Source organism: Vibrio sp. UCD-FRSSP16_30, from assembly GCF_001676025.1.
Classification (GTDB): Bacteria; Pseudomonadota; Gammaproteobacteria; order Enterobacterales; family Vibrionaceae; genus Vibrio.
This window is the reverse complement of sequence record NZ_LZFW01000002.1, coordinates 151,375-177,691: the sequence shown is the minus strand read 5'-3', so window position 1 is coordinate 177,691 and position 26,317 is coordinate 151,375. Positions and strand designations below refer to the sequence as shown.

The following is a 26,317-nucleotide window of genomic DNA, read 5'->3' as shown; positions in this document are numbered from 1 at the left end:
CATTAATCATGGTTGAATAAGAATTATAAAGTGAAAGGGTTATTGACCCTTTCACTTTCGTTGTTTTAGAAACAGATAAATTTTAAGGGATTTTAATGGCTAATACGTTTTCGCTAATCCTAGTCGTAGTGACTTTGGTTACTGGTATTGTCTATGCTTTGGAAAAGTTTGTATGGGCAAAAAAACGTGCTGCTAAAGTGGCAGATGTTGAAGCTCAAACAACCGGCTTAGATGAGAAAACAAAGGAAAAAATAGCAAATCAACCTTGGTGGATTGAAAATAGTGTTTCTATCTTCCCTGTGATTGCGTTCGTTTTGATCCTGCGTTCTTTTATTTATGAACCATTCCAGATCCCATCAGGTTCGATGATGCCAACGTTATTGATTGGTGATTTTATCGTGGTTGAAAAGTTCTCTTATGGTTTAAAAGACCCGGTATGGCGCTCTCAATTAGTGGAAACAGGTAAGCCTGAGCGTGGTGATGTTGCGGTATTTAAATTTCCACCACAACCAAGTATTGACTACATTAAGCGAGTCATTGGTTTGCCTGGCGATACTATTCGCTATAATCAAGATAAGAAGTTGTGTATTAAACCTAAGGGAGAGCTGCAATGTAGCCCTGTTCCTTTAACGAATTACACAGAAAGTGAATTTGTACAAAATAATGTCCCGTTGATTCGTTTAGATGAAACAATGGGTGAGCATCATCATCAAGTTTTGATAAACCCTCTGCGTCAAGATAACGTAGCAGCTTATCAACCTCGAGGTGGTGTTCGTGAATGGGTTGTGCCTGAAGGGCATTACTTCATGATGGGTGACAACCGAGATAACAGTGCTGATAGCCGTTATTGGGGGTTTGTTCCTGAAGCTAACTTAGTTGGCAAAGCAGTTGGTATTTGGGTGAGTTTTGAGTTTGATCGCGATAGCGCTAGCTTCTTACCATCTTGGATTCCAACCGGTATTCGTTTGAACCGCGTTGGCGGTATAGAGTAATCAGAGAGTATGAATTCTCAATTAAGTAGATTAGAAAGATGCATTGGTTATAAGTTTAATGACATAGATAACCTACATTTGGCGCTGACACACCGTAGCGCCAATGGCAAACATAATGAGCGACTAGAGTTTCTGGGCGATTCAATTTTAAGTTTTGTCATCACTGATGATTTGTACCATCGTTTTCCTAAGGTGAACGAGGGTGATATGAGTCGAATGCGAGCAACTTTGGTTAGAGGTAAAACTCTGGCTGAGCTTGCGCGAGAATTTGAACTCGGAGACTACTTAAAATTAGGTCCAGGTGAGTTGAAAAGTGGTGGTTTCCGCCGTGATTCTATTCTTGCTGATGCTGTAGAAGCAATCATTGGCGCTGTGTACTTAGATAGTGGTACAGAATCTGTGCGTGCAATAGTTTTAGGCTGGTATATGAGCCGCCTTGAAGCTATTGAACCTGGAGTATCACAAAAAGATCCTAAGACACGCTTGCAGGAGTTTTTACAAGGGCGTCGTAAACCTCTTCCAGATTATGAAGTCACTAGAATTAAAGGTGAAGCTCATAACCAAGAGTTTACTGTTGATTGTATTGTCTCGGGTGTCGAAAGACCATTCACTGGTAAAGGTACAAGCCGCCGTAAAGCAGAACAATCTGCAGCAGAACTTGCGTTGGAGAAACTAACTAATGTCAAATAATGATCAGCCAGAAGAAGATCAAGGTATCGATCTTGATGCTTATTTTGCGACTAATAACCAAGAGAAATCTACTTCGGTAGACAATCAGCATTGTGGTTTTATCGCGATTGTAGGTCGACCTAACGTAGGTAAATCAACTCTTTTGAACCATATCCTTGGGCAGAAGATTTCAATTACATCTCGTAAGCCACAAACTACGCGTCACCGTATAATGGGCGTAGATACTGAGGGTGATTATCAGGCTATTTTTGTTGATACTCCGGGACTACATATTGAAGAAAAACGTGCGATTAACCGCTTAATGAACCGTGCTGCTAACAGTAGCTTGAGTGATGTTAACCTAGTGTTTTTCCTAGTCGATGGAACTCATTGGACTGCCGATGATGACATGGTGCTTAATAAATTAAGAGCCGCTAATTTCCCTGTTGTTTTGTGTGTCAACAAAGTTGATAAAGTTCAAGATCGCAATCTTGTGATGAGTCACATGCAAGAAATGACGGAGAAAATGGATTTTGTCGATGTAGTGCCAATCTCGGCTAAACTCGGTAAAAACATTGACGTTTTACGTAAGCATGTCCGTAATTTCTTACCTAAAGCGACGCATCACTTCCCTGAAGAATACGTAACGGATCGCTCTCAGCGCTTTATGGCATCAGAGATCGTTCGTGAAAAGCTAATGCGTTTCACCGGTGATGAACTGCCGTATTCAGTGACTGTAGAGATCGAGCGCTTTGACTATAACCCTGATAATGATGGTTTTCATATCAATGCGTTAATCTTAGTTGAGCGCATCGGTCAAAAGAAAATGGTTATTGGTAAAGCGGGTGAGAAGATCAAAACCATCGGCCGAGAAGCTCGTCTTGATATGGAAGAGTTATTTGGTCGCAAGGTCTATCTTGAAACTTGGGTTAAAGTTAAATCTGGTTGGGCTGATGATGAACGGGCTCTTCGTTCATTAGGCTACATGGATGACTTGTAAGCACTAATCATTAAAACTCCACTTTATAGTGGAGTTTTTTATAGCATTGAATCTATGTCAGTAATTGAAGGGTTTCAGCGCTGCTTTGTTTTGCACCGTCGTCCCTATACAGAATCTAGCTTAATCTTAGATGTCTTCTCTGAAGAGTTTGGTCGAGTGACCATACTGAGTAAGGGAGGAAGAAGTAAGCGTTCCCCTTTAAAAGGGGCTCTGCAGGCTTTCACTCCGCTATTACTAAAATGGTCAGGTTCAGGCTCAATGAAAACATTGAGACAAGCAGAGCCGATCAGTTTAGGCATCCCTTTATCTGGAGTAAACCTTTACTCTGCAATGTATGTGAATGAGATTCTTGCTCGCGTCATTGGACAAGAAATCCCTTACCCTGAACTATTTATCGATTATCTTCATGCTTTAACTGAGCTTGCACAAGCGGATAATCCTGAGCCTGCGCTGCGCCGGTTTGAATTGGCTTTGTTGAGCGCTCTTGGTTATGGCGTTGATTTTCTGCATTGCACCGGCACTGGCGATCCAGTTGAGCCACAGATGACTTATCGGTATCGAGAGCAGCAAGGATTTATCGCCTCGGTGCGCAAAGATCACTTCACTTTTAAGGGTGAAGAGCTTATTGCGCTTAGTGAAAGGCGCTTTACCTCAAAATTACAATTGAGTGCGGCAAAGCGCTTTACACGTATAGCCTTAAAGCCTTATCTTGGCGGAAAACCAATAAAAAGTCGGGAGTTATTTATGCCCCGAACACGGAGTATCAAAAAATGAATCCAATCTTACTTGGGGTCAACATTGACCACATCGCCACCCTACGAAATGCTCGTGGAACAAAGTACCCAGATCCTGTTCACGCTGCTGATATTGCAGAGCGTGCTGGTGCGGATGGTATTACTATTCATTTGCGAGAAGATCGTCGTCATATCAAAGATCGTGACGTACGTATTTTGGCTGAAACAATACAAACACGCATGAATTTAGAGATGGCAGTGACTGATGAAATGGTTGATATTGCCCTAAAAACCAATCCTGAATTTGTTTGTCTTGTTCCTGAAAAACGTGAAGAACTGACTACTGAGGGCGGCTTAGATGTCGTTGGTCAGTTTGAAAAGATTAAAGCGGCAACCAAGAAACTGACCGATGCAGGCATTAAAGTCTCTTTGTTTATTGATCCAAACCAAGATCAAATTAATGCATCAAAAGAAGCGGGTGCGCCATTCATCGAATTGCACACTGGCCATTACGCTGATGCAGAAAACGAAGAACAGCAACAAAAAGAGTTAGCGGTTATTGCTAAGGCTGCAACCTATGCATCACAGCAAGGTATTATCGTTAATGCAGGCCATGGTCTGACGTATCATAACGTAGCTGCCGTAGCGGCTTTACCTGAAATCTATGAGCTTAATATTGGCCACTCTATTATGGGTCGTGCGGTATTTGAAGGCCTTGATAAAGCCGTTGCTGATATGAAGGCAATTGTGGAACAGGCTCGTAAATAATGCCTCTTGTTGGCTTAGGTACGGATATTGCTGAAATTGAGCGCGTAGAAAAAGCGCTCAATCGTAGTGGTGTTTCCTTTGCAAAGCGTATCTTAACTGAAACAGAAATGGCTAAGTTTGAGTCATTGACCCTAAAAGGGAAGTTTCTTGCTAAACGTTTTGCCGCCAAAGAAGCAGCTTCTAAAGCATTGGGTACTGGCATTGCGAAGGGTGTGTCTTTTCAAGACTTTACTATTAGCAACGATGAGCAAGGCAAGCCATGTTTAGCCTTATCTGGTAAAGCATTGCAAATAGCCCAATCATTAGGAGTCACTAGCGTTCATCTGTCTATTTCAGATGAACGGCATTACGCTGTTGCAACCGTCATCTTAGAGCGTTGATTTACCGCTAGTATGCCTCTTAAAAATCGTCATATTAAAGGTACAAACGAGCTGTCGTTTGTACCTTTTCCATTTCATCTTGTAACTCGAGCAATTCAGGCTCAATGTTATCAATGGTCTCTCCAGAGCGAAGCATCTGCTCTAAAGTTGCACAAGATTTTTTCAATTTAGGCACTCCACAATAGCCACAACTGCCGTGCAGTTTGTGAATATGATGGGTGAGGTCATCTTTTGATATTTGTTCATCAAGTGCTTTTTCGACAATTTGATTCACCTCTGGCATATAGTCGATAAGCATCTGTAGCATCTCCTTTGCTAAATCTTCCTTCCCTGCAGACTGCGCAAGAGCGGCTCGCCAATCAATGATGACATCATTATTTAAATTCACACTTGAGGTGATATTTGAGGTTGGCATTGGCTCTAGTTTGCCCATAGATTGCTCGCCCCAATGATTGAGGATTTTGAGCAATACGCCTTCTTCTATTGGTTTGGTTAGGTAGTCATCCATCCCAGCTTTTAGTAGGCGCTCACGTTCGCCACTCATGGCGTGCGCGGTTACGGCAATCACCGGTGTCTCGCTATTTATTTGAGTATTCTTAATGGCCTGACAGGCAGCTACGCCATCAATGCCTGGCATTTGTATGTCCATCAGAATTAAATCAAACTCTTCACGATTGGCTTCATCAACGGCGCTTTGTCCGTTTGAACAGGTGATAACAGATTCCACATGCTCGTGAAGTAATGCGCTAATTAATTTTAAATTAGCAGGGTTATCATCAACGGCCATGACTTTGAGTGGCAGTTTATCAAGTAGTACTATCTCTGGTTTTTCATAGATTGGGAGGTTAGTTTCTTGATCTCGCAACATCGTCTGCATGATCTTAGTGCGAGTAAGCGGCTTAATAATACAAGAGACTGAGTGCTGCTCCATTAACGCTTCAGAGAGTGCCAATTGATTACTTGGCAGGCCAATAATTACGCTAGGGCAGACCGCTTTTGCTTGGTAAATAAACTCGACCAACTCGTCTTCACTAATGCTTTCATTAATTGGCGAGTTATAAATAATGTAATCATGTGGCGTAATGGTCTCTGGCAATGCCGAGCGGTATTGAGTGATGATGCTTTCTTGTGTCAGTAGTTGCTGTAATACATTGGCCGCTTGTAAGTTTTGCTCAATCAGCAACACTTCTTTACCGCGAATTGAAGTAAGGTCCATCTGCTCCATAGGGAGATCGGTAGTATTAAGCCTAATCGTAAACCAGAAGGTTGAACCTTGGTGTAAACGACTGGTTAGACTGATTTCCCCGCCCATTTGGCGAACTAATTTTTGGGTAATAACCAGACCTAGACCAGTACCACCATAGCGTCTTGAAATACTTGCATCAGCTTGGCTGAAGGCTTGGAACAATTGAGCTTGTTGGCGCTCAGAAATACCAATACCGGTATCTTTAACCATGAATTGGATTTCAACTTGCTCTTCTTTTTGAGTACGTAATTCAATGCTAACGTCGATGTTGCCTCGTTCGGTAAACTTAATCGCATTACCGACTAAGTTAGTCAGTACTTGCTGTATACGAAGCGAATCACCCACCACGCCGGCAGGGATCTTAGGATCAACTTTAAGGGTTAACTCTAGCCCTTTCTCGTGCGCGCTTGGCGCTTGTAAGTTCACCACTTCTTCCAATGTTTCTTGGAAGCCGAATGGGATGTTTTCGAGAAGGAGTTTACCGGCTTCAAGTTTGGAGAAGTCTAAGATGTCATTGATGATACTAAGCAAGTTATTGGCTGAGCGTTCAATGGTTTGCAGGTAATCCGTTTGGCTGTGAGAAAGGTTTGTTTTTAGCATTTGTCGGGTAAAACCAATTACACCGTTTAATGGTGTTCTAAGTTCATGGGACATATTGGCTAGGAATTCAGATTTGACTCTCGCCGCCTCTTGAGCGCGTTTTTTCGCAATATCTAATTCAACGTTTTGAATTTCCAATTGTTCTAACGTCTCACGAAGATCGGAGGTGGCTTGATCGATACTGTGCTGCATTTCTATATGGTATTCAGACAAGGACATCGCCATGGAATTGATACCATTTTTTAGTGAATCCAATTCACCATGCATTTTGCCTTCGATTCTTACATCAAGTTGACCACGGCGAATTCGGTCAACACTATTTTTAAGATGGGTAATTGGCGCGGTAATATCTTGCATCAAACGGTATGCAAAAAAGGCGGATAACCCAACCCCTAAAAACATCACCACCAGTGCGACTACGATTTCTTGATATTGCTGGAGCCTCAAGCTAGAAAGATCCAGTTCTATGGCTATGTAGCCTAAAGTCTGGTCTCCTTCTTGAGCATCCGCTTGCGGCGCAACAAATTGAGCTTCGGCTATAATGGGGGTTCTGATGATAAGCTTGGTATCAACAAGTTCAACTGTGCTGTGTAGCGGTATCGGTTCTGACTTGGGAAACATTAAGCTTTGAAAATTAGGATGAAAATTGGATGTGACAAATAGTTCGTGATGCGCATCGAATACTGCGATACTACGCACAACATCGGAGCGCTTCCTATGACTGTAGCTAATTAATTGCCTAACGGCTTCGCGATTATGCTGCAACATGGCGAACTCACTGGCGATAGCCAAGGGTTCAACAATGTTGGTACCCGCAGTAATTAGCTGAGCTTCTAAGTCATTGTATCTGTTGGAAGTAAAAAACACGCTCAACAACATCCCAACAATAAGTGTTGGGGCAAGAGTCAGTGTTATTACACGAGCGCTAAGTCCGTATCTTGTCATGTTTTATTAATACATCAGATGTGAAAAAATAAGCCTGTTAAGGCATTCGAATTTTGTAAACTTAAACCTAAGTCTAAATCATTGAAATTGAAATTGCTTCCTTAGAACCAAGTCTGGCTTCAAACGCAATGAAAAAGCTTGATGTATGACCGTTAAAAATTACTAGGCACCCCTCTATGGCTAACTTTTATAAACCAAAAAAAAACACTAACCGTACTCAAAAACATTTAAGTCTAATCATTGAAAAATATGACTATCAGGGCGCGGGTATGGCTTACAGCCAGGGAAAGCCAGTCTTTATTCCCGGTAGTATGGTTGGAGAACAGGTGGTGTGTCAGCCTGTAGAAAATAAATCAAAATTTATTCGAGCTAAGTTAGTCAAAATCTTAAAAGCGAGTGATGAGCGAGTCGAACCGTTCTGTCCGCATTTTGAACGCTGCGGAGGCTGTTCGCTACAACATATGCCATACGAACAGCAATTAGAGGTTAAACAGCAGGCCTTTTCTAAGGTGATGTCCAAGGTTGCGCCGCAGCAAAGCCTAGAAGCTCCTATTGTGGCGAGCAGTACTGGCTATCGACGCAGAGCGCGTATTAGTTTGCTGTGGGATACCAAGAAAAACTGCCTACAGTTTGGGTTTAGAGAAGGGCAAAGCAAAAACATCGTGACGCTAGATAGCTGTCCGGTAATGGCTGAGCCATTGGCTAACTTAATGCCTGCGATAAAATCGCTATTAGAGCGTTTGTCTCAGCCTAAAATTCTAGGTCATTTAGAGTTAGTAGAAGCGGATAATACGCAAGTCATGTTATTGCGCACCACTGCCGAATTGAGAGCAAAAGATAATAAAGCGGTACTGGCTTTCGCCCAAGAACGCAATCTGACCTTGTATTTGCATCAAGGGCAACAATCCCCAGAAAAACTATGTGGAGAGTCGCCGATATGTAATGAATCTGGTTTTGCCTTAGATTTTTTACCTACCGACTTTATTCAGGTCAACCGTGAAGTGAATCAGCAGATGGTTGCTCAGGCTGTTGAGTGGCTAGATGTTCAAGACAACGAGCGAGTGTTAGACCTATTTAGTGGTATTGGAAACTTTACCTTTCCACTGAGTGAAAAGGCGTCGCAGGTGATTGGCATTGAAGGTATTGAAGAAATGGTTGCTCGCGCTAACGAGAATGCTCATTCACTTAATATCGAGCAGGCGAATTTTTATCAGGCAAACCTTGCAGAGTTAACAGGGAAAGAAGCTTGGGCGCAGGAGCAGTTTGATAAAATCTTGCTTGATCCTGCAAGAGCGGGCGCAGCAGGCGTAATTGAACAACTGTCATCTTTTGCAGCAAAACGCATTGTTTATGTTTCTTGTAACCCAGCCACACTTGCTCGTGATAGCGAATCTTTGCTTGAGCAGGGATATAAAGTGGTAAAAATGAAGGTACTGGATATGTTCCCTCATACTGGTCATCTAGAATCAATGGTGTTATTTGAGAAATGACACAAATTACAACATTTTGTTAAACAGCTGAATCCCCCAAAGGGTATACTATGCCAAGAATTATATAAGAGTAAAATCATAGTGAGTTAGGGACGATATATGGTTGCGATACGCAGTGCGCACATAAAAAAGGATGAAGAATTCAACTTAGATGGTTGGATAGAAAGCCTGCAGCAAGGACAAAAAACAGAGAATAAACTTCGCAAGTTATACATTGACTGCGAAGAGATGCTAGCAAGCCATGAGCAGAAGGAATTGTTGTTGTGGCGTGGTAGAGAGATGATTGAAATTTTAATCACTCTCTCAATGGATAGAGCGACCTTGTTGGCGGCTCAATTGTTTCCAGTGGTGTCGAGTGGCTTATTTGATAGTGAAGAGTTAAAAGTACGCTATGGCCAAGAGATCATAAAATTGATCGAAGGCGTTGAGGAAATGGCGGCAATCGGCCAACTCAATGCCTCTCTTGAAAATAGCAGCGCTTCACTGCAAGTGGATAACGTCAGACGTATGCTGCTTGCTATGGTGGATGATTTTCGTTGTGTGGTCATCAAGCTTGCGGAGCGTATCTGTAATCTTCGTGAAGTGAAAGATGCCCCAGATGAAGTTCGTCAATCTGTAGCAAAAGAGTGCGCTAACATTTATGCCCCTTTAGCAAATCGCCTCGGTATCGGTCAGTTAAAGTGGGAAATTGAAGATTACGCATTTCGCTACCAAAATCCGAACACCTATAAAGCCATAGCTAAGCAATTAGGCGAGCGACGCATTGACCGCGAACACTATATTGATGAGTTTGTTTCTGATCTTGAATCAGAAATGCAGCACACTAATATCAAGGCTGAAGTGAGCGGGCGTCCCAAGCATATCTTTAGTATCTGGCGTAAAATGCAAAAGAAGAAGCTCGCTTTTGATGAGCTTTTTGATGTGCGCGCGGTGCGTATCATTGCCGATCAAATTCAAGACTGCTATGGCTCTCTAGGCATAGTACACACCAAATATAAACACCTTCCAAGTGAGTTTGATGACTATGTCGCAAACCCTAAACCTAATGGCTATCAGTCAATCCATACGGTGGTATTGGGCCCTGAAGGGAAAACCATAGAAATACAAATTCGTACCAAGCAGATGCATGAAGAATCAGAGCTTGGTGTTGCCGCGCACTGGAAATATAAAGAAGGTGCTACGGGCGGGCGCAGTGGCTACGATGAGAAAATCACTTGGCTTCGTAAACTGCTTGATTGGCAAGAAGAAATGTCAGACTCGGGCGAAATGCTCGATGAGTTACGCTCTCAAGTGTTTGATGATCGCGTGTATGCCTTTACCCCGCGTGGTGATGTGGTGGATCTTCCTATGGGCGCAACCCCTCTGGATTTTGCCTACCATATTCACTCTGAAGTGGGGCATCGCTGCATCGGCACCAAAGTAGGGGGCCGAATTGTCCCGTTTACCCATAAGTTAGAAATGGGTGATCAGGTTGAGATTATCACCCAAAAAGAACCTAACCCTTCAAGGGATTGGCTTAACCCTTCTCTTGGCTTTATTCATTCAGGTCGCGCACGAGCAAAAATTACGGCATGGTTTAGAAAACTAGGCCGAGAAAAGAACGTTATTGCGGGTAAAGAAATCTTAGAGTCTGAATTATCTAAGATTGGCGCAACTCTAAAAGATGCTGATTCTTACGCATTAAAACGTTTTAATGTTAACTCGCCTGATGAGCTTTATGCGGGTATTGGTAGCGGTGATCTGCGAATTAACCAAGTGGTTAATCACATTAATGCGCTGGTCAATAAGCCGACAGCGGAAGAAGAAGATAAACAGGCACTTGCGAAACTAAAAAGTGTGGACTCCGTGACGCCTGTGGCGAGTAAGCCACATAAAGATGCAGTGGTGGTTGAGGGAGTGGATAACCTTATGACTCACTTAGCACGCTGTTGCCAACCGATACCAGGCGATCAAATTAGTGGTTATATTACGCAAGGTCGAGGTATTTCAGTTCATCGCAGCGATTGTGAGCAGTTAAATGAGCTAAGGCTGCATGCCTCTGAACGTATCATTGATACGGTCTGGGGGAGTGGTTTTGTTGGGTCGTTTATTCTTACGTTACGTGTGGAATCTCTAGAGCGTACCGGTTTATTAAAAGACATCACGACATTAATCACTAACGAAAAACTCAAAGTTGCGAGTATGCGTTCTCGTACGGATTATAAGCGTCAGCTTGCCATTATGGATTTGGATATTCAGGTTACTAATGTGGAAATAAGCTCACGAGTACAATCGCGTATTGAGCAAATAAAAGATGTTATTTCGGTTAAGCGTCTAGGTTAAACTCATATCAAATAGGCCCCTATTTTCGTTATTTAATAACGCGGAAGGGGCTTTGTTATTTTTCAAATACTGGAAATTCTATGTCATCTGTTAATTCTATTGAGCAATTGCTGTCTATCATGAGCACGTTACGTGACCCTAAAAAAGGTTGCCCTTGGGACATAAAACAAAGCTTTGATAGCATCGTGCCTCATACGATTGAAGAGACTTATGAGGTGGTGGATGCTATTCACAATAAAGATTGGGATAACCTAAAAGAAGAATTAGGGGACTTACTTTTTCAAGTGGTTTTTTACTCTCAAATGGCAAAAGAGCAGCAATTATTTGATTTTAATGATGTGGTAGAGGTGCTGAATGAAAAATTACAGCGTCGCCATCCTCATGTTTTTTCTGATGCTCAATTTGCTAATGAGCAAGAAATTAACGATAACTGGGAAGCCGAAAAAGCGAAAGAAAAAGCCCAATTAGGCAATGTTGAAAAAAGTATTCTAGACTCTGTACCTAAAGCACTGCCTGCGCTTAGTCGTGCCAATAAGATACAAAAACGTTGTGCTAAACATGGCTTTGATTGGGATACGATTGGGCCTGTTGTGGATAAGGTTCATGAAGAAGTGCAAGAGGTGCTAGACGAGGCGCTGCAAGTGACCGTCGAGCAAAGTAAAGTCGAAGATGAACTTGGCGATCTGCTATTTGCGACCGTTAATCTTGTTCGACATTTAAAGTGCAACCCCGAGGTTGCGCTAGGTAAAGCCAATAATAAATTTGAGCGCCGCTTTCGTTCAGTGGAACAAAAAGTGTTGGCTCAAGGCAAAAAATTAGACGATTGTAACCTTGAGTATTTAGATTCTCTTTGGGATTTAGTTAAGCTTGAGGAACGAAAGTAAAATAGCAGAAACAGGCCAGATTGATTTGACGCAAAAAATTTAAAAAAGGCCTGTGATAAGTTTCACGTTGTGGCGATAAAGGGCTTCTGGTATATTTACATCCCGTCCAGAAGACCCATTTCCCTCATTCAACCAATTTCAGGTTATACATGACGACGAATTACATTTTTGTTACTGGCGGGGTTGTATCCTCTCTCGGTAAAGGTATTGCAGCTGCATCACTTGCGGCTATTTTAGAAGCTCGTGGTCTTAAAGTGACCATGATGAAGCTTGACCCTTACATCAACGTTGATCCGGGCACAATGAGCCCAACTCAGCATGGTGAAGTGTTTGTCACGGAAGATGGCGCTGAAACGGACCTTGACCTTGGTCACTACGAAAGATTCATTCGTACCAAGATGACTAAGCGTAACAACTTTACTGCGGGTCGTGTTTATTCAGACGTTCTAGCAGCAGAACGCCGTGGTGACTACTTAGGCGCTACGATTCAGGTTATTCCTCACATCACTAATGCGATCAAAGACCGCGTAATCGTTGGCTCTAAAGGCCATGACGTTGCGATCGTTGAAGTAGGTGGCACAGTCGGTGATATTGAATCTCTACCATTTATGGAAGCGATTCGTCAGCTTGCTGTTGAGCTAGGCCGTGAGCGTGCAATGTTTATGCACCTAACACTAGTTCCTTACCTAGCAGCCGCAGGTGAAGTGAAAACAAAACCAACTCAGCACTCAGTTAAAGAGTTGCTATCGATTGGTATCCAACCAGATATTCTTGTTTGCCGTAGTGACCGTATGGTTCCAGCAAACGAGCGTAAGAAAATTGCTTTGTTCTGTAACGTACAAGAGAAAGCGGTTATCTCGATGAAAGATGTAGATTCTATCTACAAGATTCCTCAGCTAATTAAATCTCAAGGTCTTGATGATCTTGTTTGTACTCGTTTTGGTATTACAGCCCCTGAAGCTGACCTTTCTGAGTGGGAACAGGTTATTTATGCAGAGTCTAATCCAATCGGCGAAGTTACGATTGGTATGGTTGGTAAATACATCGAATTACCAGATGCTTACAAATCAGTTAACGAAGCATTGAAGCATGCAGGGTTGAAAAACCGTCTTAACGTCCACATACAATATGTAGACTCAGAGCATGTTGAAACGAAAGGCGAAGAAGCCCTTGCTGGTTTAGACGCAATTCTAGTTCCTGGTGGTTTTGGTGATCGTGGTGTTGAAGGTAAGATTCGCGCAGCGCAATACGCTCGTGAAAACAACATTCCATACCTTGGTATTTGTTTAGGTATGCAAGTTGCGTTAATCGAGTTTGCTCGAAACGTTGCTAACCTAGCGGATGCGAATTCAACAGAATTTAATAAAGACACCACAAATCCTGTGGTAGGCTTGATTACTGAGTGGGTTGATAGCGAAGGTAAAGTCGAAGAACGTACTGAAGCTTCAAACCTTGGCGGCACAATGCGTCTTGGTTCTCAACTATGTCACTTAGAGAAAGGCACTAAAGCTTACGAGCTTTACGGTAATGCGCAGATTCATGAGCGTCACCGTCACCGTTATGAAGTGAACAACAACTTACGTCCGTTGATTGAGAAAGCTGGTCTTAAAGTATCAGGTCTATCAGCAGATAAGAAACTGGTGGAAGTTATTGAAAACCCTATGCACCCTTGGTTCGTAGCGGCTCAGTTCCACCCTGAATTCACATCGACACCTCGTGATGGACACCCATTATTTGAAGGTTTCGTTAAAGCGGCTGGTCAATACCAACGCGGTGAATTTCAAAAGTAAAAGAATACAAGGGGTGTTGAGCGGATATTTATTACGCCCCTTAAATTGACATTTTTTTGATTATTAAGAGGAAACATTTAATGTCTAAGATCGTTAAAGTTCTAGGTCGTGAAATTATCGACTCACGTGGTAACCCAACTGTTGAAGCTGAAGTACACCTAGAAGGTGGTTTCGTAGGTATGGCTGCTGCTCCTTCTGGCGCATCTACTGGTTCTCGCGAAGCTCTTGAGCTACGTGACGGCGACAAGTCTCGTTTCCTAGGTAAAGGCGTACTTAAAGCTCTTGCTGCTGTAAACGGCGACATCGCTGCTGCTCTTATTGGTAAAGATGCAAAAGACCAAGCTGCAATCGACCAAGTTATGATCGACCTAGATGGTACTGAGAACAAGTCTAAGTTTGGCGCTAACGCTATCCTTGCTGTATCTCTAGCAAATGCTAAAGCTGCTGCTGCTGCTAAAGGCATGCCTTTGTTCGAGCACATCGCTGAACTAAACGGCACTCCAGGTGTATTCTCTATGCCTCTACCAATGATGAACATCATCAACGGTGGCGAGCACGCTGATAACAACGTTGATATCCAAGAATTCATGATTCAACCTGTTGGCGCGAAAAACATCAAAGAAGCTCTACGCATCGGCGCTGAAGTATTCCACAACCTAGCTAAAGTTCTTAAGTCTAAAGGCATGAGCACTGCAGTTGGTGATGAAGGTGGTTTCGCTCCTAACCTTGAGTCTAACGCTGCTGCACTAGCTGCAATCAAAGAAGCTGTAGAGCTTGCTGGTTACGAGCTAGGTAAAGACGTTACTCTTGCTATGGACTGTGCTGCTTCTGAGTTCTTCGACAAAGAAACTGGCAAGTACAACATGAAAGGCGAAGGCAAAATCTTCACTTCTGAAGAATTTAACTTCTACCTACAAGACCTTGCTAACCAATACCCAATCGTTTCTATCGAAGATGGTCTTGACGAGTCTGATTGGGCTGGCTTCAAGCACCAAACTGAACTACTAGGCGACAAGCTTCAACTAGTAGGTGACGATCTATTCGTTACAAACACTAAGATCCTTGAGCGCGGTATCAAAGAAGGTATCACTAACTCAATCCTAATCAAGTTCAACCAAATCGGTTCACTTACAGAGACTCTAGCTGCAATCAAGATGGCTAAAGATGCTGGTTTCACAGCAGTTATCTCTCACCGTTCTGGCGAAACTGAAGATGCAACTATCGCTGATCTAGCGGTAGGTACTGCTGCAGGCCAAATCAAAACTGGTTCTATGAGCCGTTCTGACCGTGTTGCTAAGTACAACCAACTTATCCGTATCGAAGAAGCACTAGGCGAACGTGCTCCTTTCAACGGTCTTAAAGAAGTTAAAGGTCAATAATTCTCCGTATTTGCTTGCAACAATAGCAACTACTGTTAATTATTAGCTCTAAGCTTTAAAACACCTCGTTTATACGAGGTGTTTTTTTTTGGATTTTTTCTGTCATTAACTACGATTGGCATTAGATGCGTGTCGTCGATTAGCTGAATATGTTATAAAGATGAATTATCCAAGGATAATTGTGTTTCAAGGTCTACAGACCTATACCTTGGTGATTAAAGAAGGATTTGTTCGTGCGTTTTTTTTCCATATTGTTGTTTAGTTTATTATTGCTGATGCAAGCGACGTTGTGGTTCGGCAAGAATGGCGTTAATGATTATCGTCATGTAAAAGATGAAGTAGCAATACAAAGCTCTGTTAACTCCGAACTTCGTAAGCGTAACGATGAAATGTTTGTTGAGATAGACGATCTTAAGCAAGGTCTTGATGCTATTGAAGAGAGAGCGCGTCACGAACTTGGTATGGTAAAAGAAGGAGAGACCTTCTACCGTATAATTGATAACGACTAACTCGATAACCGGTTTTAATGTGAATAAATATATAGCTATTGTCCCTGCAGCCGGAGTCGGCAGTCGAATGCAGGCCGACAAACCTAAGCAATACCTTATGCTACATGGCAAAACAATTCTCGAGCATACCGTAGAGAAACTCCTGTCACATCCTGCGATTTCAAAGGTGATTATTGCCATTAGTGATACGGATGAATACTTCGCTGATACCTCTCTTGCTTGCCATCCTTTAGTGACTCGTGTTGCTGGTGGTCAGGAGCGTTGTGATTCGGTATTAAATGCACTCGATTATCTTACTGAGCAACATTATCAAGATTGGGTTCTAGTCCATGATGCGGCAAGGCCGAATGTCTGCCATCAAGATATTACATCGTTAATTAAACTGGGAACTCAACACCCAGTTGGCGCTATTTTAGCGGCGCGAGTTCGAGATACGATGAAGCGCTCAGCACACAATAATGAAATTGAAACGACGGTCGATCGAGTCAACTTGTGGCATGCGTTAACTCCTCAATTATTCTTAGCTAAACAGCTCCAACATGCTTTGCAGTCTGCGTTAAATAATGATTGTCAGGTCACAGATGAAGCCTCTTGTATGGAATTGTGTGGTCATTCGCCTTTATTGGTTGAAGGCAAAGCTGACAACCTTAAAATTACGCAACCAGAAGATTTGGCATTGGCTGAGTTTTACTTAAAAACAAAAAACATTCAGGAGCAAATATGATCCGAATTGGACACGGTTTTGACGTACATAAATTTGGTGGCGAAGGCCCTATCATTATCGGTGGTATTGCCGTTCCTTATGAACAAGGACTTTTAGCTCACTCCGATGGTGACGTTGTATTGCACGCCGTCAGTGATGCACTTCTTGGCTCAATTACTGCTGGTGATATTGGCTACCATTTCCCAGATACTGATGATAAATGGAAGGGCGCGGATAGCCGTGAACTCCTAAAAGAAGTTTATCGTCTGGTACAAGAAAAGGGTTATGTTCTGGGTAATTTAGACGTCACTATTATGGCTCAAGCTCCGAAAATGGCGCCTCATATTCAAAATATGCGACAAGCTATAGCGCAAGATTTACAAACAGATATTGGCAATGTAAATGTAAAAGCGACTACCACTGAGCGCTTAGGTTTTACAGGACGCAAAGAAGGAATCGCGGTTGAAGCCGTGGTTCTGATTCAACACTCTAACTAGAGGCACACTCCATATTATGAGTGACATATTATCAAACTTGGCTTATCTACACGGCAAGCCAACGGCAAAAGCAAAATTAAAAGCACAAGCTGAGCATTTTGTGGTTAAAGAAGATCTGGGCTTTGAACTGTCTGGAAGTGGTGAGCACTTGATGCTGCGCATACGTAAAACCGGTGAAAACACCAGTTTTGTGGCCAATGAACTGGCTAAATTTTGCGGTGTAAAATCAAAAGATGTCAGCTGGGCAGGATTAAAAGATCGCCACGCGATCACCGAGCAATGGCTAAGTATTCACTTGCCAAAAAGTGACGATCTTAACTTTGACCTGTTTACTAAAATGCACCCAAGCATTGAAATTGTCGAGCAAACAAGACATAACAAAAAATTGCGTCCTGGCGATCTAAAAGGTAATTTCTTTGAGCTCACTCTGAGCGAAGTCACAGACGTTGCTGCGGTAGACGAGCGTCTGCAAGTCATCGCAACAGAAGGTGTACCAAATTACTTTGGTGAGCAACGCTTTGGTAATAACGGTAATAACCTTGACGAAGCGCGTCGCTGGGGTCGAGATAACGTGCGCACTCGTAGTCAAAATAAGCGAAGCCTATATCTTTCCACTGCTCGCTCATGGATTTTTAATCACATAGTGTCAGTTCGTTTGCAGCAAGGTTGTTTTGATACGCCTATTTTAGGGGACGTATTATCTAACCAAGGCAGCGCTGATGTACTGCTTGATTCTGCGATGTTGGAAAGTGAGGCTTATAGCGGCGCTATTACTGCTGCACTTGCTGGAGATAACGCACTGCCAACAACAGACGCAGCACTTGAGATAGAGCAAGTTGCAGTTGATGCGGAGCCTGATTTGATGGCGCTAATTCGTGGCAATCGCATGCGCCATGATCGTCGAGTAATTAAACTGCTTCCTGAAACACTGAGCTGGGAATGCTTAGAAAATGCCGTTGTAGTTAAGTTCTGGTTAGACTCTGGTTGTTTTGCAACTTCAATTATGCGTGAAGTTGTGGAAGAGATTCCATTTGAACGTTCGTTTACTTAAAGGCTGCGAGCTTAATGAAAATTCTATTAAGTAACGACGATGGCGTTCATGCACAAGGACTTCAAGAACTTGCTAATGAGCTAAAAGACATCGCTGATATTGTGATTGTTGCCCCAGACAGAAATCGTAGTGGTGCATCAAATTCATTAACTCTTGAGAACCCGTTAAGAGTGAATGAGATCGCACCCAATGTGCATTCAGTGCAAGGTACACCAACAGATTGTGTACACTTTGCATTAAATGAGCTGATGAAAGATGACTATCCTGATCTTGTGTTAAGTGGTATTAATCACGGCGCTAATTTGGGTGATGATGTGCTTTATTCTGGTACGGTTGCAGCGGCAATGGAAGGGCACTTTCTTGGAGTGCAGTCTATTGCGTTGTCATTAGTGGGAAAAACTCACTTCAAAACCGCAGCCAAGGTGGCTCGTTACTTGATAGAGCAGCATCAAGCACATCCTATTCCGACTAACCGCCTACTGAATGTGAACATTCCTGATGTTGCATGGCAAGATCTTGATCTAGATGACATAGAGATCACTCGATTAGGCGCAAGGCATCATGCTGAAAATATGATTAAGCAACTTGATCCTAGAGGTAAGCAACTCTATTGGCTTGGTCCTCCCGGCAAGGAGCAAGATGCCGGCATAGGTACTGATTTTTATGCGACTGAACATAAAAAAGTATCGATAACACCACTGCAAGTGGATCTTACTGCGCATGAATCATTACCTGCTATGGGTAAGTGGCTAAAAGGATAGGGATGGGACATTATCAAGCTCAGCGTTTGTCAGAACGTCTTCAGCAATTGGGTATCCGTGATTTAACGGTCCTTAAAGCCATTGCTAATTTACCAAGGGAGCATTTTTTATCTGAAGCGATGAGACATCAAGCTTATGATAATAATGCGCTACCTATTGGTGACGGACAGACTATTTCGCAACCCTATATTGTTGCGAGAATGACAGAGCTTCTTGAACTAACTCCAACCTCTAAAGTCTTAGAAGTAGGCACGGGATCTGGCTATCAAACTGCCGTTTTAGCGCAGTTGGTGGAAAAAGTGTATTCCGTTGAACGGATTAAAGCTTTGCAGTGGGGAGCGAAACGCCGTTTGTCCCAACTTGATATTTATAATGTACAGTCAAAATATGGTGATGGTTGGAAGGGATGGAGTGCACATGCTCCATTTGATGCAATCATCGTGACCGCTGCCGCAACTGAACTTCCATCGGCTCTTGTATCTCAGTTATCCATTGGGGGCTGTTTGATTATTCCTGTCGGTGATAGCGATCAGAAACTACTTAAAATTGTTAAGCATGCCAGCGGTATTGAGTCGGAAGTGATTGAAGATGTTAGGTTTGTACCTTTAGTTCAGGGAGAGCTAGCTTAGGGTTATGGGTAAATTATTACGTTCTATAATGAGTGCAGTGCTCATCGTTATGCTGGTGGGCTGCGCGCCATCAAATAGAAGCCACGACTATAAACAGGTCGACCGTGGTAGCTATCGTGGCAGCTTTTATACGGTAGCAAAAGGGGATACCCTTTATTATATTGCCTATGTAACGGATCGTAATGTTAATGGCCTGATTCGTTTTAATAATCTTAAAGCTCCCTATACTTTGCGTGTAGGGCAGAGAATTAGGCTTTGGTATCCTGAATATCAGGATATAACTCCAACAACATCTCATAGCCGGACTGTAGCAAAAACCGCGACTCACTCTTCTTCTCATTCGGCTAAAAAAAGTACCACTGCAAAGGTTGATAAGCCATCAACAAAGGAGTATGTTGGTGCTAAACAAGGTGTTAACAGTAATGTAACAACAGCAAGTTCTTCTAATCCAACCATCTCCTCTTGGAAATGGCCAACGAAAGGAAGGGTGATCAGTAAGTTCTCTTCTGCAGAACAAGGCAATAAAGGGATCGATATTGCTGGTCAACGTGGGCAAACTGTCATTTCAACCGCTAAAGGTAGCGTGGTTTATTCTGGCAGTGCATTACGTGGTTACGGTAAGCTGATTATTATTAAACATAATGATAATTACTTAAGTGCCTACGCCCATAACGATAAGTTGTTAGTCCATGAAGGACAGAGCGTAACTGCGGGGCAAAAAATTGCCACAATGGGCAGCACTGGCACTAACGGCGTTAAGTTGCACTTTGAAATTAGATATCAAGGAAAATCCGTTAACCCGGAAAGATATTTACCCTAGCTGATGGCATTAAAGCAAATATTAATGCCACTCTGTTGAGCCATTGGAGGCATTATGAGCATGGATAGCACTGCAGCAAAAGTAGAAGATCTAGTTGAAGAAAAAACCAATGCACGAGCTAGAAGAGGCATTGTTGAACCCGTAGAAAAAAAATCAGCAAAAGAAGATTTTGATGCTTCGGTAAAGAATCTAGATGCGACTCAGCTTTATCTTGGTGAGATAGGTTTCTCTCCTCTACTAACCGCCGAAGAAGAAGTCCTGTATGCACGACGTGCATTGCGTGGCGATGAAGCGGCTCGTAAACGTATGATTGAAAGTAATCTACGCCTCGTTGTTAAAATTTCCCGTCGTTACAGTAACCGTGGCTTGGCATTACTTGATCTTATTGAAGAAGGTAACCTTGGTCTGATCAGAGCGGTTGAAAAATTTGATCCTGAGCGCGGCTTTCGTTTCTCTACCTACGCAACTTGGTGGATTCGCCAAACCATTGAACGTGCTTTGATGAATCAAACTCGTACTATTCGTTTGCCAATCCATGTTGTAAAAGAACTCAATATCTATCTTCGTACTGCTCGTGAGCTATCTCAAAAATTGGATCATGAACCAACAGCAGAAGAAATCGCTCAACAACTTGATAAGCCAGTTGATGATGTAAGCAAAATGCTTCGTTTGAACGAGCGTGTTAGCTCTGTTGATACTCCAATTGGTGGTGATGGTGACAAAGCACTGCTCGATATTATTCCCGATATTAACAATTCTGATCCAGAAGTATCGACTCAAGATGATGACATTAAGCTTTCGTTGATCGATTGGCTTGATGAGCTAAACCCGAAACAAAAAGAAGTGCTTGCACGTCGTTTTGGTTTATTGGGCTATGAGCCGTCAACATTAGAAGAGGTCGGTCGTGAGATTAGCCTGACTCGAGAGCGTGTCCGCCAGATCCAAGTTGAAGGCTTACGTCGCCTTAGAGAGATCTTGCTAAAACAAGGCCTGAACATGGAGTCGTTGTTTAACTTCGAAAATGACTAATTAAGCTTGAATCATAGCTAAATAGGCTATTAACTAAATTAGAAAAGGTCAGCATTTTTAAATGCTGACCTTTTTGTTTTGTGGGTCTACTTAGCTGTGAATATTACGAAATTTTATAACATTCTCTTTAATCGATAGAGCTCTTCAAGTGCTTGCCTTGGGCTAAGATCGTCAGGATCAATGGCGGTCAATGCTGTTTCTACTTCACTTGGCTCCGGGATTAAGCTGAGTTGATTGGCAATTTCTACTGTTGATGGCGCATTTTGTTGCGGCTGCTGGCTAAGTTGCTCAAGCAAGCTTAGTTTTTGTCGTGCTTGTTTAATTACAGGCTTAGGTACACCGGCAAGTCCTGCCACTGCTAATCCATAAGATTTACTCGCCGCACCTTCTTGCACTGCATGCATAAAGGCAATATCGTCGCCATGCTCTACCGCGTCTAAATGGACATTGGCAAGCCCCTTTAACTGAGCGGGCAACTCTGTAAGCTCAAAGTAGTGCGTGGCAAACAGTGTTAGGGCACTTATTTGATTGGCTAGCCATTCGGCGCTAGCCCAAGCTAAAGACAGACCATCGTAAGTACTGGTTCCGCGGCCAATTTCATCCATTAATACTAAGCTTCGGTTGGTGGCATTATGTAAAATATTGGCGGTTTCGGTCATTTCTACCATGAAGGTTGAACGGCCTGATGCTAAATCGTCGGATGCTCCAATACGGGTAAAGATACGGTCAAGTAAACCAATTTTAGCCGATTGAGCGGGTACATAAGAACCAATATGGGCAAGTAAAGCGATCAACGCGGTTTGACGCATATAAGTGGATTTACCGCCCATATTCGGTCCGGTAATAATCAACATTTTACGCTCTGGGTGTAACTCTACTGGGTTAGCGATGAAAGGGTCATCGAGCACCTGCTCAACAACAGGGTGTCGTCCGTTGCTCACTGATATGCCAATGTCTTTATTGATTACAGGGCGGCAATAGTCAAGAGTGTCAGCTCTCTCTGCTAAGTTTTGCAGTACATCAATTTCTGATACCGCTGCGGCTAACTGCTGCAAGGTATTAAGGTGTGGCAATATAAGATCAAATAACTCTTCCCACAGAGCCTTTTCGGCCGCTAATGCTTTAGATTTTGAGTTGAGAACTTTATCTTCATGCTCTTTTAGCTCGGGAATAATATAACGCTCTGCATTTTTGAGCGTTTGACGACGCACATAGTAAGGAGGAACTAGATGGCTTTGTCCGCGGCTCACCTGAATGAAAAATCCATGAACGGCATTGTAACCAACTTTAAGGGTATCAATGCCGTGCTTATCTCGCTCATCAGATTCAAGCTTTTCTAGGTACTCCTTAGCGCCATTAGCAAGGGCTCGCCATTCATCTAATTCTGCGTTGTACCCTTCAGCCAAAACACCACCATCACGTATGACTACTGGCGGATTCTCTTTAATGGCTCTTTCTAGTAGCTCGCATAGACTTTCTATAGGTTTAGAGTCTATGGCTAGATTTTTTAAGTGAGAATGCTCTAAAGCGTCTAGCGTTGATTCTAATTCAGGCAATTGCTGAAGAGCAGAGCGAAGACGAGCGAGATCTCTTGGGCGAGCCGAGCGTAATGCCAGTCTGGCGATGATACGTTCAATGTCCCCAATGTGTTTTAGAGTTTGATTGAGATCTGGATACAACCCTTGGTGCTTGAGTTCTGTAATCGCATCAAGGCGATTATTTAAAACAGAGACCTCGCGTGTTGGTTGATGTAACCAACGCTTGAGCATACGACTGCCCATAGCGGTCGCAGTATGGTCCAACACTTCTGCCAAGGTATTTTCAATACCACCAGATAGGTTAGTGGTGATCTCTAGATTACGGCGCGTAGCAGCATCAAGAATAACCGAGTTATCTTGTCTTTCCATCGTGATGGAACGAATGTGTGGTAAGGCTGTACGCTGGGTATCTTTGACATACTGTATTAAGCAGCCTGCAGCACATAAGCCGAGTTGCGCTTTTTCAACACCGAAACCAATCAGATCTTTAGTGCCAAATTGAATATTGAGCTGCTGTTTTGCCGTTTGCAGTTCGAACTCCCAAACAGGTCGACGGCGATTGCCGTGGCGGCCATCCATCAATTGTACTGCTACAAAATCTTCAGGAAATAGCAGCTCTTTTGGGCTGGTACGTTGCAACTCCGCCAGCATGGCTTCTTCAGTATTTGGTTCACTAATTAAAAAGCGACCTGAAGTAATGTCCAGTGTGGCATAGCCAAATTTATCTTGATGCTGATAAATAGCAGCAATTAGGTTATCAACGCGCTCAGTTAATAATGCTTCATCGGTGACTGTACCAGGAGTAATGATACGCACAACTTTGCGCTCAACCGGTCCTTTAGAGGTAGCAGGATCGCCAATTTGCTCACAGATAGCCACAGACTCGCCTAATTGAACCAATTTGGCTAAGTACCCTTCAACAGCATGAAAGGGAACGCCTGCCATAGGGATAGGTTCACCCGCAGAAGCTCCTCGTTTAGTTAAAGAGATATCTAATAGCTGAGATGCTTTTTTTGCGTCATCGTAAAACAACTCATAGAAGTCACCCATACGGTAAAAAAGCAAGATTTCAGGATTCTCAGCTTTGAGTTTGTGATATTGCTGCATCATTGGTGTGTGTTTTGGCTTGGATTTTACCGACATAATAGATTCTGTTGCTTTTCATTGGCTCTAATGGAGCTTAGGATAAATGAATCTTAAATGGGCGGTAAAGTGAATTAAGCAAATGTCTGAAACTTCGTTGGATTATTTAAGTCATCAAGTAGGAAAACTGCTAAAAAAGCACGGTTATCTGATGGCAACGGCAGAATCTTGTACTGGTGGCGGGGTGGCGCAAGCGATTACTGAAATTGCGGGAAGCTCAGCTTGGTTTGATCGAGCCTTTATTACTTACAGTAATGAAGCCAAAATGGAAATGCTAGCTGTTCAAGCTCAATCACTACAGCAACATGGCGCGGTCAGTGAGCAAGTTGCTAAAGAGATGGCATTGGGCGCGGTAAAGCATTCTCGTGCGCAAATTGCAGTATCGATTACTGGAATTGCAGGTCCTAGTGGCGGAAGCGACGATAAACCGGTTGGGACTGTGTGTTTTGGTTTGGCGGTTGAGGATGGATTTGTACAGGTACAACGCTGTTTGTTTGCAGGTGATCGAACACAAGTACGAAATCAGTCTGTTTATCATGCTTTGCAACTTATTGAAAATCATATCAATAATGCGAATTAAGTCTTTAAATTCAAAAAAAATTACTTTTCGTCTAGACACTGTATGAATTTACAGTAATAATTGGTTTATCAACTAGAAGTACCCAATTCCATGGAGCATAAAATGGACGACAACAAGCAAAAAGCTCTCGCGGCTGCACTTGGCCAAATAGAAAAGCAATTCGGTAAAGGCTCAATTATGCGCCTTGGTGATAACCGCACTATGGACGTGGAAACTATTTCTACAGGCTCTCTTGCTCTAGATATCGCTCTAGGTGCTGGTGGTTTACCTATGGGACGTATTGTTGAAGTATACGGCCCTGAATCTTCAGGCAAAACAACACTGACTTTAGAGCTTATTGCGGCAGCTCAACGTGAAGGCAAAACATGTGCCTTTATTGATGCAGAGCACGCGTTAGACCCTATTTATGCTCAAAAGCTTGGTGTGAATATCGACTCTCTATTAGTTTCTCAACCAGATACTGGTGAGCAAGCTCTTGAGATTTGTGATGCGCTAGCTCGCTCTGGTGCGATCGATGTACTTGTTATCGATTCCGTGGCCGCTCTTACTCCTAAAGCTGAGATTGAAGGCGAAATGGGTGATAGCCACATGGGTCTGCAAGCACGTATGCTTTCTCAAGCAATGCGTAAGCTTACTGGTAACCTAAAGCAGTCTAACTGTATGTGTATCTTCATTAACCAAATTCGTATGAAGATTGGTGTCATGTTTGGTAACCCAGAAACGACTACTGGCGGTAACGCACTTAAATTTTACGCATCAGTTCGTCTTGATATTCGTCGTACTGGCGCAATTAAAGATGGTGACGAGATTGTTGGTAACGAAACACGTATTAAAGTCGTTAAAAACAAAATAGCAGCACCATTTAAACAAGCAGAAACTCAAATCATGTATGGCCAAGGCTTTAACCGTGAAGGTGAGTTAATTGACCTAGGCGTTAAAAACAAGCTGATTGAAAAAGCGGGTGCTTGGTATAGCTACAACGGCGATAAAATTGGCCAAGGTAAAGCGAACGCGGGTAAATACCTTCGTGAAAATCCAGAAGCTGCACAAGCTATCGATAGCAAACTTCGTGAAATGCTATTAACAACAGTTCAAGCTGAAGAAGCTCAAGAGACTGAAGTAGAGTAACCCTTACTTTACTATGCTCCTATTTACTGAGTCTTATCTTTAAGGCTCAGTTATTTTCCCCCTTTTATTTCCCTTACTTTTCTCGCACTGAATTTATCGAGGTGTGTATGTATTGCCGATCCCGTCAGAGCATGGCTAAAAAAGCCGCATTACAATTTTTAAGTCATCGAGACCATGGTCATTATGAGCTTCAGCAAAAATTACTGAATAACGGTTTTGAACTGATTGATATTGATGAAGCTATGATCTTTTGCCGAAATCATCATTATTTAGATGATTTGCGCTATGCCAAAACTCAAATGAAGCGACAGATAAACAATGGTCATGGTGAAGGTCGTATTCGACAAGAGTTACAGGCTAAGCGAGTATCAAATGAGGTCATTGAACAAGTATTACGCGAGCAACCTCAAGATTGGTTTAAACTCGCAAGGTACTCACTAGAGCAAAATTTTGATGAGTCTGTTGTGCTTGGTGAAGATGGATATACTAAGCAGGTAAGGTATTTGCAGTTTCGTGGGTTTAGTTTTGATCAAATTGAATATGCGTTAAATCCTGGATAAGCAAAACACATCATTGAAATGATCGTCCGATTATCTTGTTAATCGCCTTTTAGTTTTCGGTTTTTTGTGTAAACAGTCAGCATTTCACACCAAATTAGATAGAAAACTAGTCGTTCTGTCTTGCTTGTTTTACAATGTGGCAAAATTCTAACTTGAACATTTTAGGAATT

The 26,317-nt window shown here is 42.7% G+C and carries 24 protein-coding genes; 22 read left to right on the top strand and 2 right to left on the bottom strand.

Translation table 11 applies throughout. The features are described from left to right. The first annotated feature begins 95 nt into the window (after positions 1-95). From lepB to acpS, 6 genes are read left to right on the top strand one after another with little or no spacing between them, the layout of a single operon-like run. Positions 96-992, top strand: coding sequence for a signal peptidase I (gene lepB, locus A9260_RS02255; RefSeq protein ID WP_068695782.1), 897 nt, complete (start codon positions 96-98; stop codon positions 990-992). Between the two features lie 9 nt (positions 993-1,001). Beyond that, the gene (rnc, locus tag A9260_RS02250) at positions 1,002-1,682 is read left to right on the top strand and encodes a ribonuclease III (RefSeq protein ID WP_068695780.1); all 681 of its coding nucleotides are present in this window, start codon (positions 1,002-1,004) and stop codon (positions 1,680-1,682) included. Beyond that, positions 1,672-2,661 carry a GTPase Era gene (gene era, locus A9260_RS02245; protein WP_068695778.1) on the top strand — a complete coding sequence of 330 codons (990 nt, stop codon included), beginning with the start codon at positions 1,672-1,674 and terminating at the stop codon, positions 2,659-2,661. Before rnc ends, era begins: the two co-directional genes overlap by 11 nt. Positions 2,662-2,715: 54 nt before the next feature. After that, complete coding sequence (recO, locus tag A9260_RS02240; protein ID WP_068695776.1) at positions 2,716-3,435, top strand: DNA repair protein RecO; 720 nt, start codon at positions 2,716-2,718, stop codon at positions 3,433-3,435. After that, positions 3,432-4,163 carry a pyridoxine 5'-phosphate synthase gene (pdxJ, locus tag A9260_RS02235; protein WP_068695774.1) on the top strand — a complete coding sequence of 244 codons (732 nt, stop codon included), beginning with the start codon at positions 3,432-3,434 and terminating at the stop codon, positions 4,161-4,163. Before recO ends, pdxJ begins: the two co-directional genes overlap by 4 nt. Further along, positions 4,163-4,543, top strand: coding sequence for a holo-ACP synthase (gene acpS, locus A9260_RS02230; protein ID WP_068695772.1), 381 nt, complete (start codon positions 4,163-4,165; stop codon positions 4,541-4,543). Before pdxJ ends, acpS begins: the two co-directional genes overlap by 1 nt. A 34-nt stretch (positions 4,544-4,577) precedes the next feature. Here the strand turns inward: acpS and barA are convergent, their stop codons facing one another. Beyond that, complete coding sequence (barA, locus tag A9260_RS02225; protein ID WP_068695770.1) at positions 4,578-7,334, bottom strand: two-component sensor histidine kinase BarA; 2,757 nt, start codon at positions 7,332-7,334, stop codon at positions 4,578-4,580. A 176-nt stretch (positions 7,335-7,510) separates the two neighbouring features. Here barA and rlmD point away from each other — a divergent pair, with 176 nt between their 5' ends. The 13 genes from rlmD (at position 7,511) to rpoS (ending at position 21,198) form a co-directional block, all read left to right on the top strand. Then, positions 7,511-8,824, top strand: a complete 1,314-nt coding sequence (gene rlmD, locus A9260_RS02220) for a 23S rRNA (uracil(1939)-C(5))-methyltransferase RlmD (RefSeq protein ID WP_068695768.1) — start codon at positions 7,511-7,513, stop codon at positions 8,822-8,824. A 99-nt stretch (positions 8,825-8,923) separates the two neighbouring features. Further along, entirely contained in the window at positions 8,924-11,146 is a 2,223-nt protein-coding gene (gene relA / locus A9260_RS02215) for a GTP diphosphokinase (RefSeq protein ID WP_068695766.1), read from the top strand. 80 nt (positions 11,147-11,226) lie between these two features. Further along, a complete protein-coding gene (gene mazG / locus A9260_RS02210) occupies positions 11,227-12,030 on the top strand; it encodes a nucleoside triphosphate pyrophosphohydrolase (protein ID WP_068695763.1) in 804 nt (267 codons plus the stop codon). A gap of 149 nt (positions 12,031-12,179) precedes the next feature. After that, positions 12,180-13,820, top strand: coding sequence for a CTP synthase (locus tag A9260_RS02205; protein ID WP_068695761.1), 1,641 nt, complete (start codon positions 12,180-12,182; stop codon positions 13,818-13,820). Positions 13,821-13,900: 80 nt separating this feature from the next. After that, positions 13,901-15,199 carry a phosphopyruvate hydratase gene (eno, locus tag A9260_RS02200; RefSeq protein ID WP_068695759.1) on the top strand — a complete coding sequence of 433 codons (1,299 nt, stop codon included), beginning with the start codon at positions 13,901-13,903 and terminating at the stop codon, positions 15,197-15,199. A gap of 233 nt (positions 15,200-15,432) precedes the next feature. Beyond that, positions 15,433-15,708, top strand: a complete 276-nt coding sequence (gene ftsB / locus A9260_RS02195; RefSeq protein ID WP_068695757.1) for a cell division protein FtsB — start codon at positions 15,433-15,435, stop codon at positions 15,706-15,708. A gap of 19 nt (positions 15,709-15,727) precedes the next feature. Then, positions 15,728-16,432 (top strand): 2-C-methyl-D-erythritol 4-phosphate cytidylyltransferase, encoded by a 705-nt coding sequence (gene ispD, locus A9260_RS02190; RefSeq protein WP_082957014.1) that lies wholly within the window; start codon positions 15,728-15,730, stop codon positions 16,430-16,432. Next, entirely contained in the window at positions 16,429-16,908 is a 480-nt protein-coding gene (ispF, locus tag A9260_RS02185) for a 2-C-methyl-D-erythritol 2,4-cyclodiphosphate synthase (protein ID WP_068695755.1), read from the top strand. The genes ispD and ispF overlap by 4 nt, the downstream gene beginning before the upstream one ends. A gap of 16 nt (positions 16,909-16,924) precedes the next feature. After that, positions 16,925-17,959, top strand: a complete 1,035-nt coding sequence (gene truD / locus A9260_RS02180; RefSeq protein ID WP_068695753.1) for a tRNA pseudouridine(13) synthase TruD — start codon at positions 16,925-16,927, stop codon at positions 17,957-17,959. 14 nt (positions 17,960-17,973) lie between these two features. Continuing rightward, positions 17,974-18,720 (top strand): 5'/3'-nucleotidase SurE, encoded by a 747-nt coding sequence (surE, locus tag A9260_RS02175; protein WP_068695751.1) that lies wholly within the window; start codon positions 17,974-17,976, stop codon positions 18,718-18,720. 2 nt (positions 18,721-18,722) lie between these two features. Beyond that, on the top strand, positions 18,723-19,349 hold the full coding sequence (locus tag A9260_RS02170; RefSeq protein WP_068695749.1) for a protein-L-isoaspartate(D-aspartate) O-methyltransferase: 627 nt from the start codon (positions 18,723-18,725) through the stop codon (positions 19,347-19,349). A gap of 4 nt (positions 19,350-19,353) precedes the next feature. Beyond that, complete coding sequence (locus tag A9260_RS02165) at positions 19,354-20,169, top strand: peptidoglycan DD-metalloendopeptidase family protein (RefSeq protein WP_068695748.1); 816 nt, start codon at positions 19,354-19,356, stop codon at positions 20,167-20,169. 54 nt (positions 20,170-20,223) lie between these two features. Further along, positions 20,224-21,198 (top strand): RNA polymerase sigma factor RpoS, encoded by a 975-nt coding sequence (gene rpoS / locus A9260_RS02160; protein WP_068695746.1) that lies wholly within the window; start codon positions 20,224-20,226, stop codon positions 21,196-21,198. A 113-nt stretch (positions 21,199-21,311) separates the two neighbouring features. Here the strand turns inward: rpoS and mutS are convergent, their stop codons facing one another. Next, positions 21,312-23,879: a DNA mismatch repair protein MutS gene (gene mutS / locus A9260_RS02155; protein WP_068695744.1), complete on the bottom strand. Its 2,568-nt coding sequence runs from the start codon at positions 23,877-23,879 to the stop codon at positions 21,312-21,314. Positions 23,880-23,961: 82 nt separating this feature from the next. Here mutS and pncC point away from each other — a divergent pair, with 82 nt between their 5' ends. From pncC to recX, 3 genes are all read left to right on the top strand, one after another. Then, entirely contained in the window at positions 23,962-24,459 is a 498-nt protein-coding gene (gene pncC, locus A9260_RS02150) for a nicotinamide-nucleotide amidase (protein WP_068695743.1), read from the top strand. Between the two features lie 102 nt (positions 24,460-24,561). Beyond that, positions 24,562-25,587 (top strand): recombinase RecA, encoded by a 1,026-nt coding sequence (gene recA / locus A9260_RS02145; RefSeq protein WP_068695741.1) that lies wholly within the window; start codon positions 24,562-24,564, stop codon positions 25,585-25,587. Positions 25,588-25,694: 107 nt separating this feature from the next. Further along, positions 25,695-26,147, top strand: coding sequence for a recombination regulator RecX (gene recX, locus A9260_RS02140; RefSeq protein ID WP_068695739.1), 453 nt, complete (start codon positions 25,695-25,697; stop codon positions 26,145-26,147). The last annotated feature ends 170 nt before the right edge of the window (positions 26,148-26,317 follow it).

Excerpts from the sequence above, each read along its gene's own strand:
- rpoS (WP_068695746.1), top strand. The coding sequence starts at position 20,224 with ATGAGCATGGATAGCACTGCAGCAAAAGTAGAAGATCTAGTTGAAGAA.
- rnc (WP_068695780.1), top strand. The coding sequence starts at position 1,002 with ATGAATTCTCAATTAAGTAGATTAGAAAGATGCATTGGTTATAAGTTT.
- acpS (WP_068695772.1), top strand. The coding sequence starts at position 4,163 with ATGCCTCTTGTTGGCTTAGGTACGGATATTGCTGAAATTGAGCGCGTA.
- A9260_RS02165 (WP_068695748.1), top strand. The coding sequence starts at position 19,354 with ATGGGTAAATTATTACGTTCTATAATGAGTGCAGTGCTCATCGTTATG.
- era (WP_068695778.1), top strand. The coding sequence starts at position 1,672 with ATGTCAAATAATGATCAGCCAGAAGAAGATCAAGGTATCGATCTTGAT.
- recX (WP_068695739.1), top strand. The coding sequence starts at position 25,695 with ATGTATTGCCGATCCCGTCAGAGCATGGCTAAAAAAGCCGCATTACAA.
- recA (WP_068695741.1), top strand. The coding sequence starts at position 24,562 with ATGGACGACAACAAGCAAAAAGCTCTCGCGGCTGCACTTGGCCAAATA.
- A9260_RS02205 (WP_068695761.1), top strand. The coding sequence starts at position 12,180 with ATGACGACGAATTACATTTTTGTTACTGGCGGGGTTGTATCCTCTCTC.
- recO (WP_068695776.1), top strand. The coding sequence starts at position 2,716 with ATGTCAGTAATTGAAGGGTTTCAGCGCTGCTTTGTTTTGCACCGTCGT.
- mutS (WP_068695744.1), bottom strand. The coding sequence starts at position 23,879 with ATGTCGGTAAAATCCAAGCCAAAACACACACCAATGATGCAGCAATAT.
- pncC (WP_068695743.1), top strand. The coding sequence starts at position 23,962 with ATGTCTGAAACTTCGTTGGATTATTTAAGTCATCAAGTAGGAAAACTG.
- lepB (WP_068695782.1), top strand. The coding sequence starts at position 96 with ATGGCTAATACGTTTTCGCTAATCCTAGTCGTAGTGACTTTGGTTACT.
- pdxJ (WP_068695774.1), top strand. The coding sequence starts at position 3,432 with ATGAATCCAATCTTACTTGGGGTCAACATTGACCACATCGCCACCCTA.
- ispF (WP_068695755.1), top strand. The coding sequence starts at position 16,429 with ATGATCCGAATTGGACACGGTTTTGACGTACATAAATTTGGTGGCGAA.
- rlmD (WP_068695768.1), top strand. The coding sequence starts at position 7,511 with ATGGCTAACTTTTATAAACCAAAAAAAAACACTAACCGTACTCAAAAA.
- barA (WP_068695770.1), bottom strand. The coding sequence starts at position 7,334 with ATGACAAGATACGGACTTAGCGCTCGTGTAATAACACTGACTCTTGCC.
- A9260_RS02170 (WP_068695749.1), top strand. The coding sequence starts at position 18,723 with ATGGGACATTATCAAGCTCAGCGTTTGTCAGAACGTCTTCAGCAATTG.
- truD (WP_068695753.1), top strand. The coding sequence starts at position 16,925 with ATGAGTGACATATTATCAAACTTGGCTTATCTACACGGCAAGCCAACG.
- eno (WP_068695759.1), top strand. The coding sequence starts at position 13,901 with ATGTCTAAGATCGTTAAAGTTCTAGGTCGTGAAATTATCGACTCACGT.
- surE (WP_068695751.1), top strand. The coding sequence starts at position 17,974 with ATGAAAATTCTATTAAGTAACGACGATGGCGTTCATGCACAAGGACTT.
- mazG (WP_068695763.1), top strand. The coding sequence starts at position 11,227 with ATGTCATCTGTTAATTCTATTGAGCAATTGCTGTCTATCATGAGCACG.
- relA (WP_068695766.1), top strand. The coding sequence starts at position 8,924 with ATGGTTGCGATACGCAGTGCGCACATAAAAAAGGATGAAGAATTCAAC.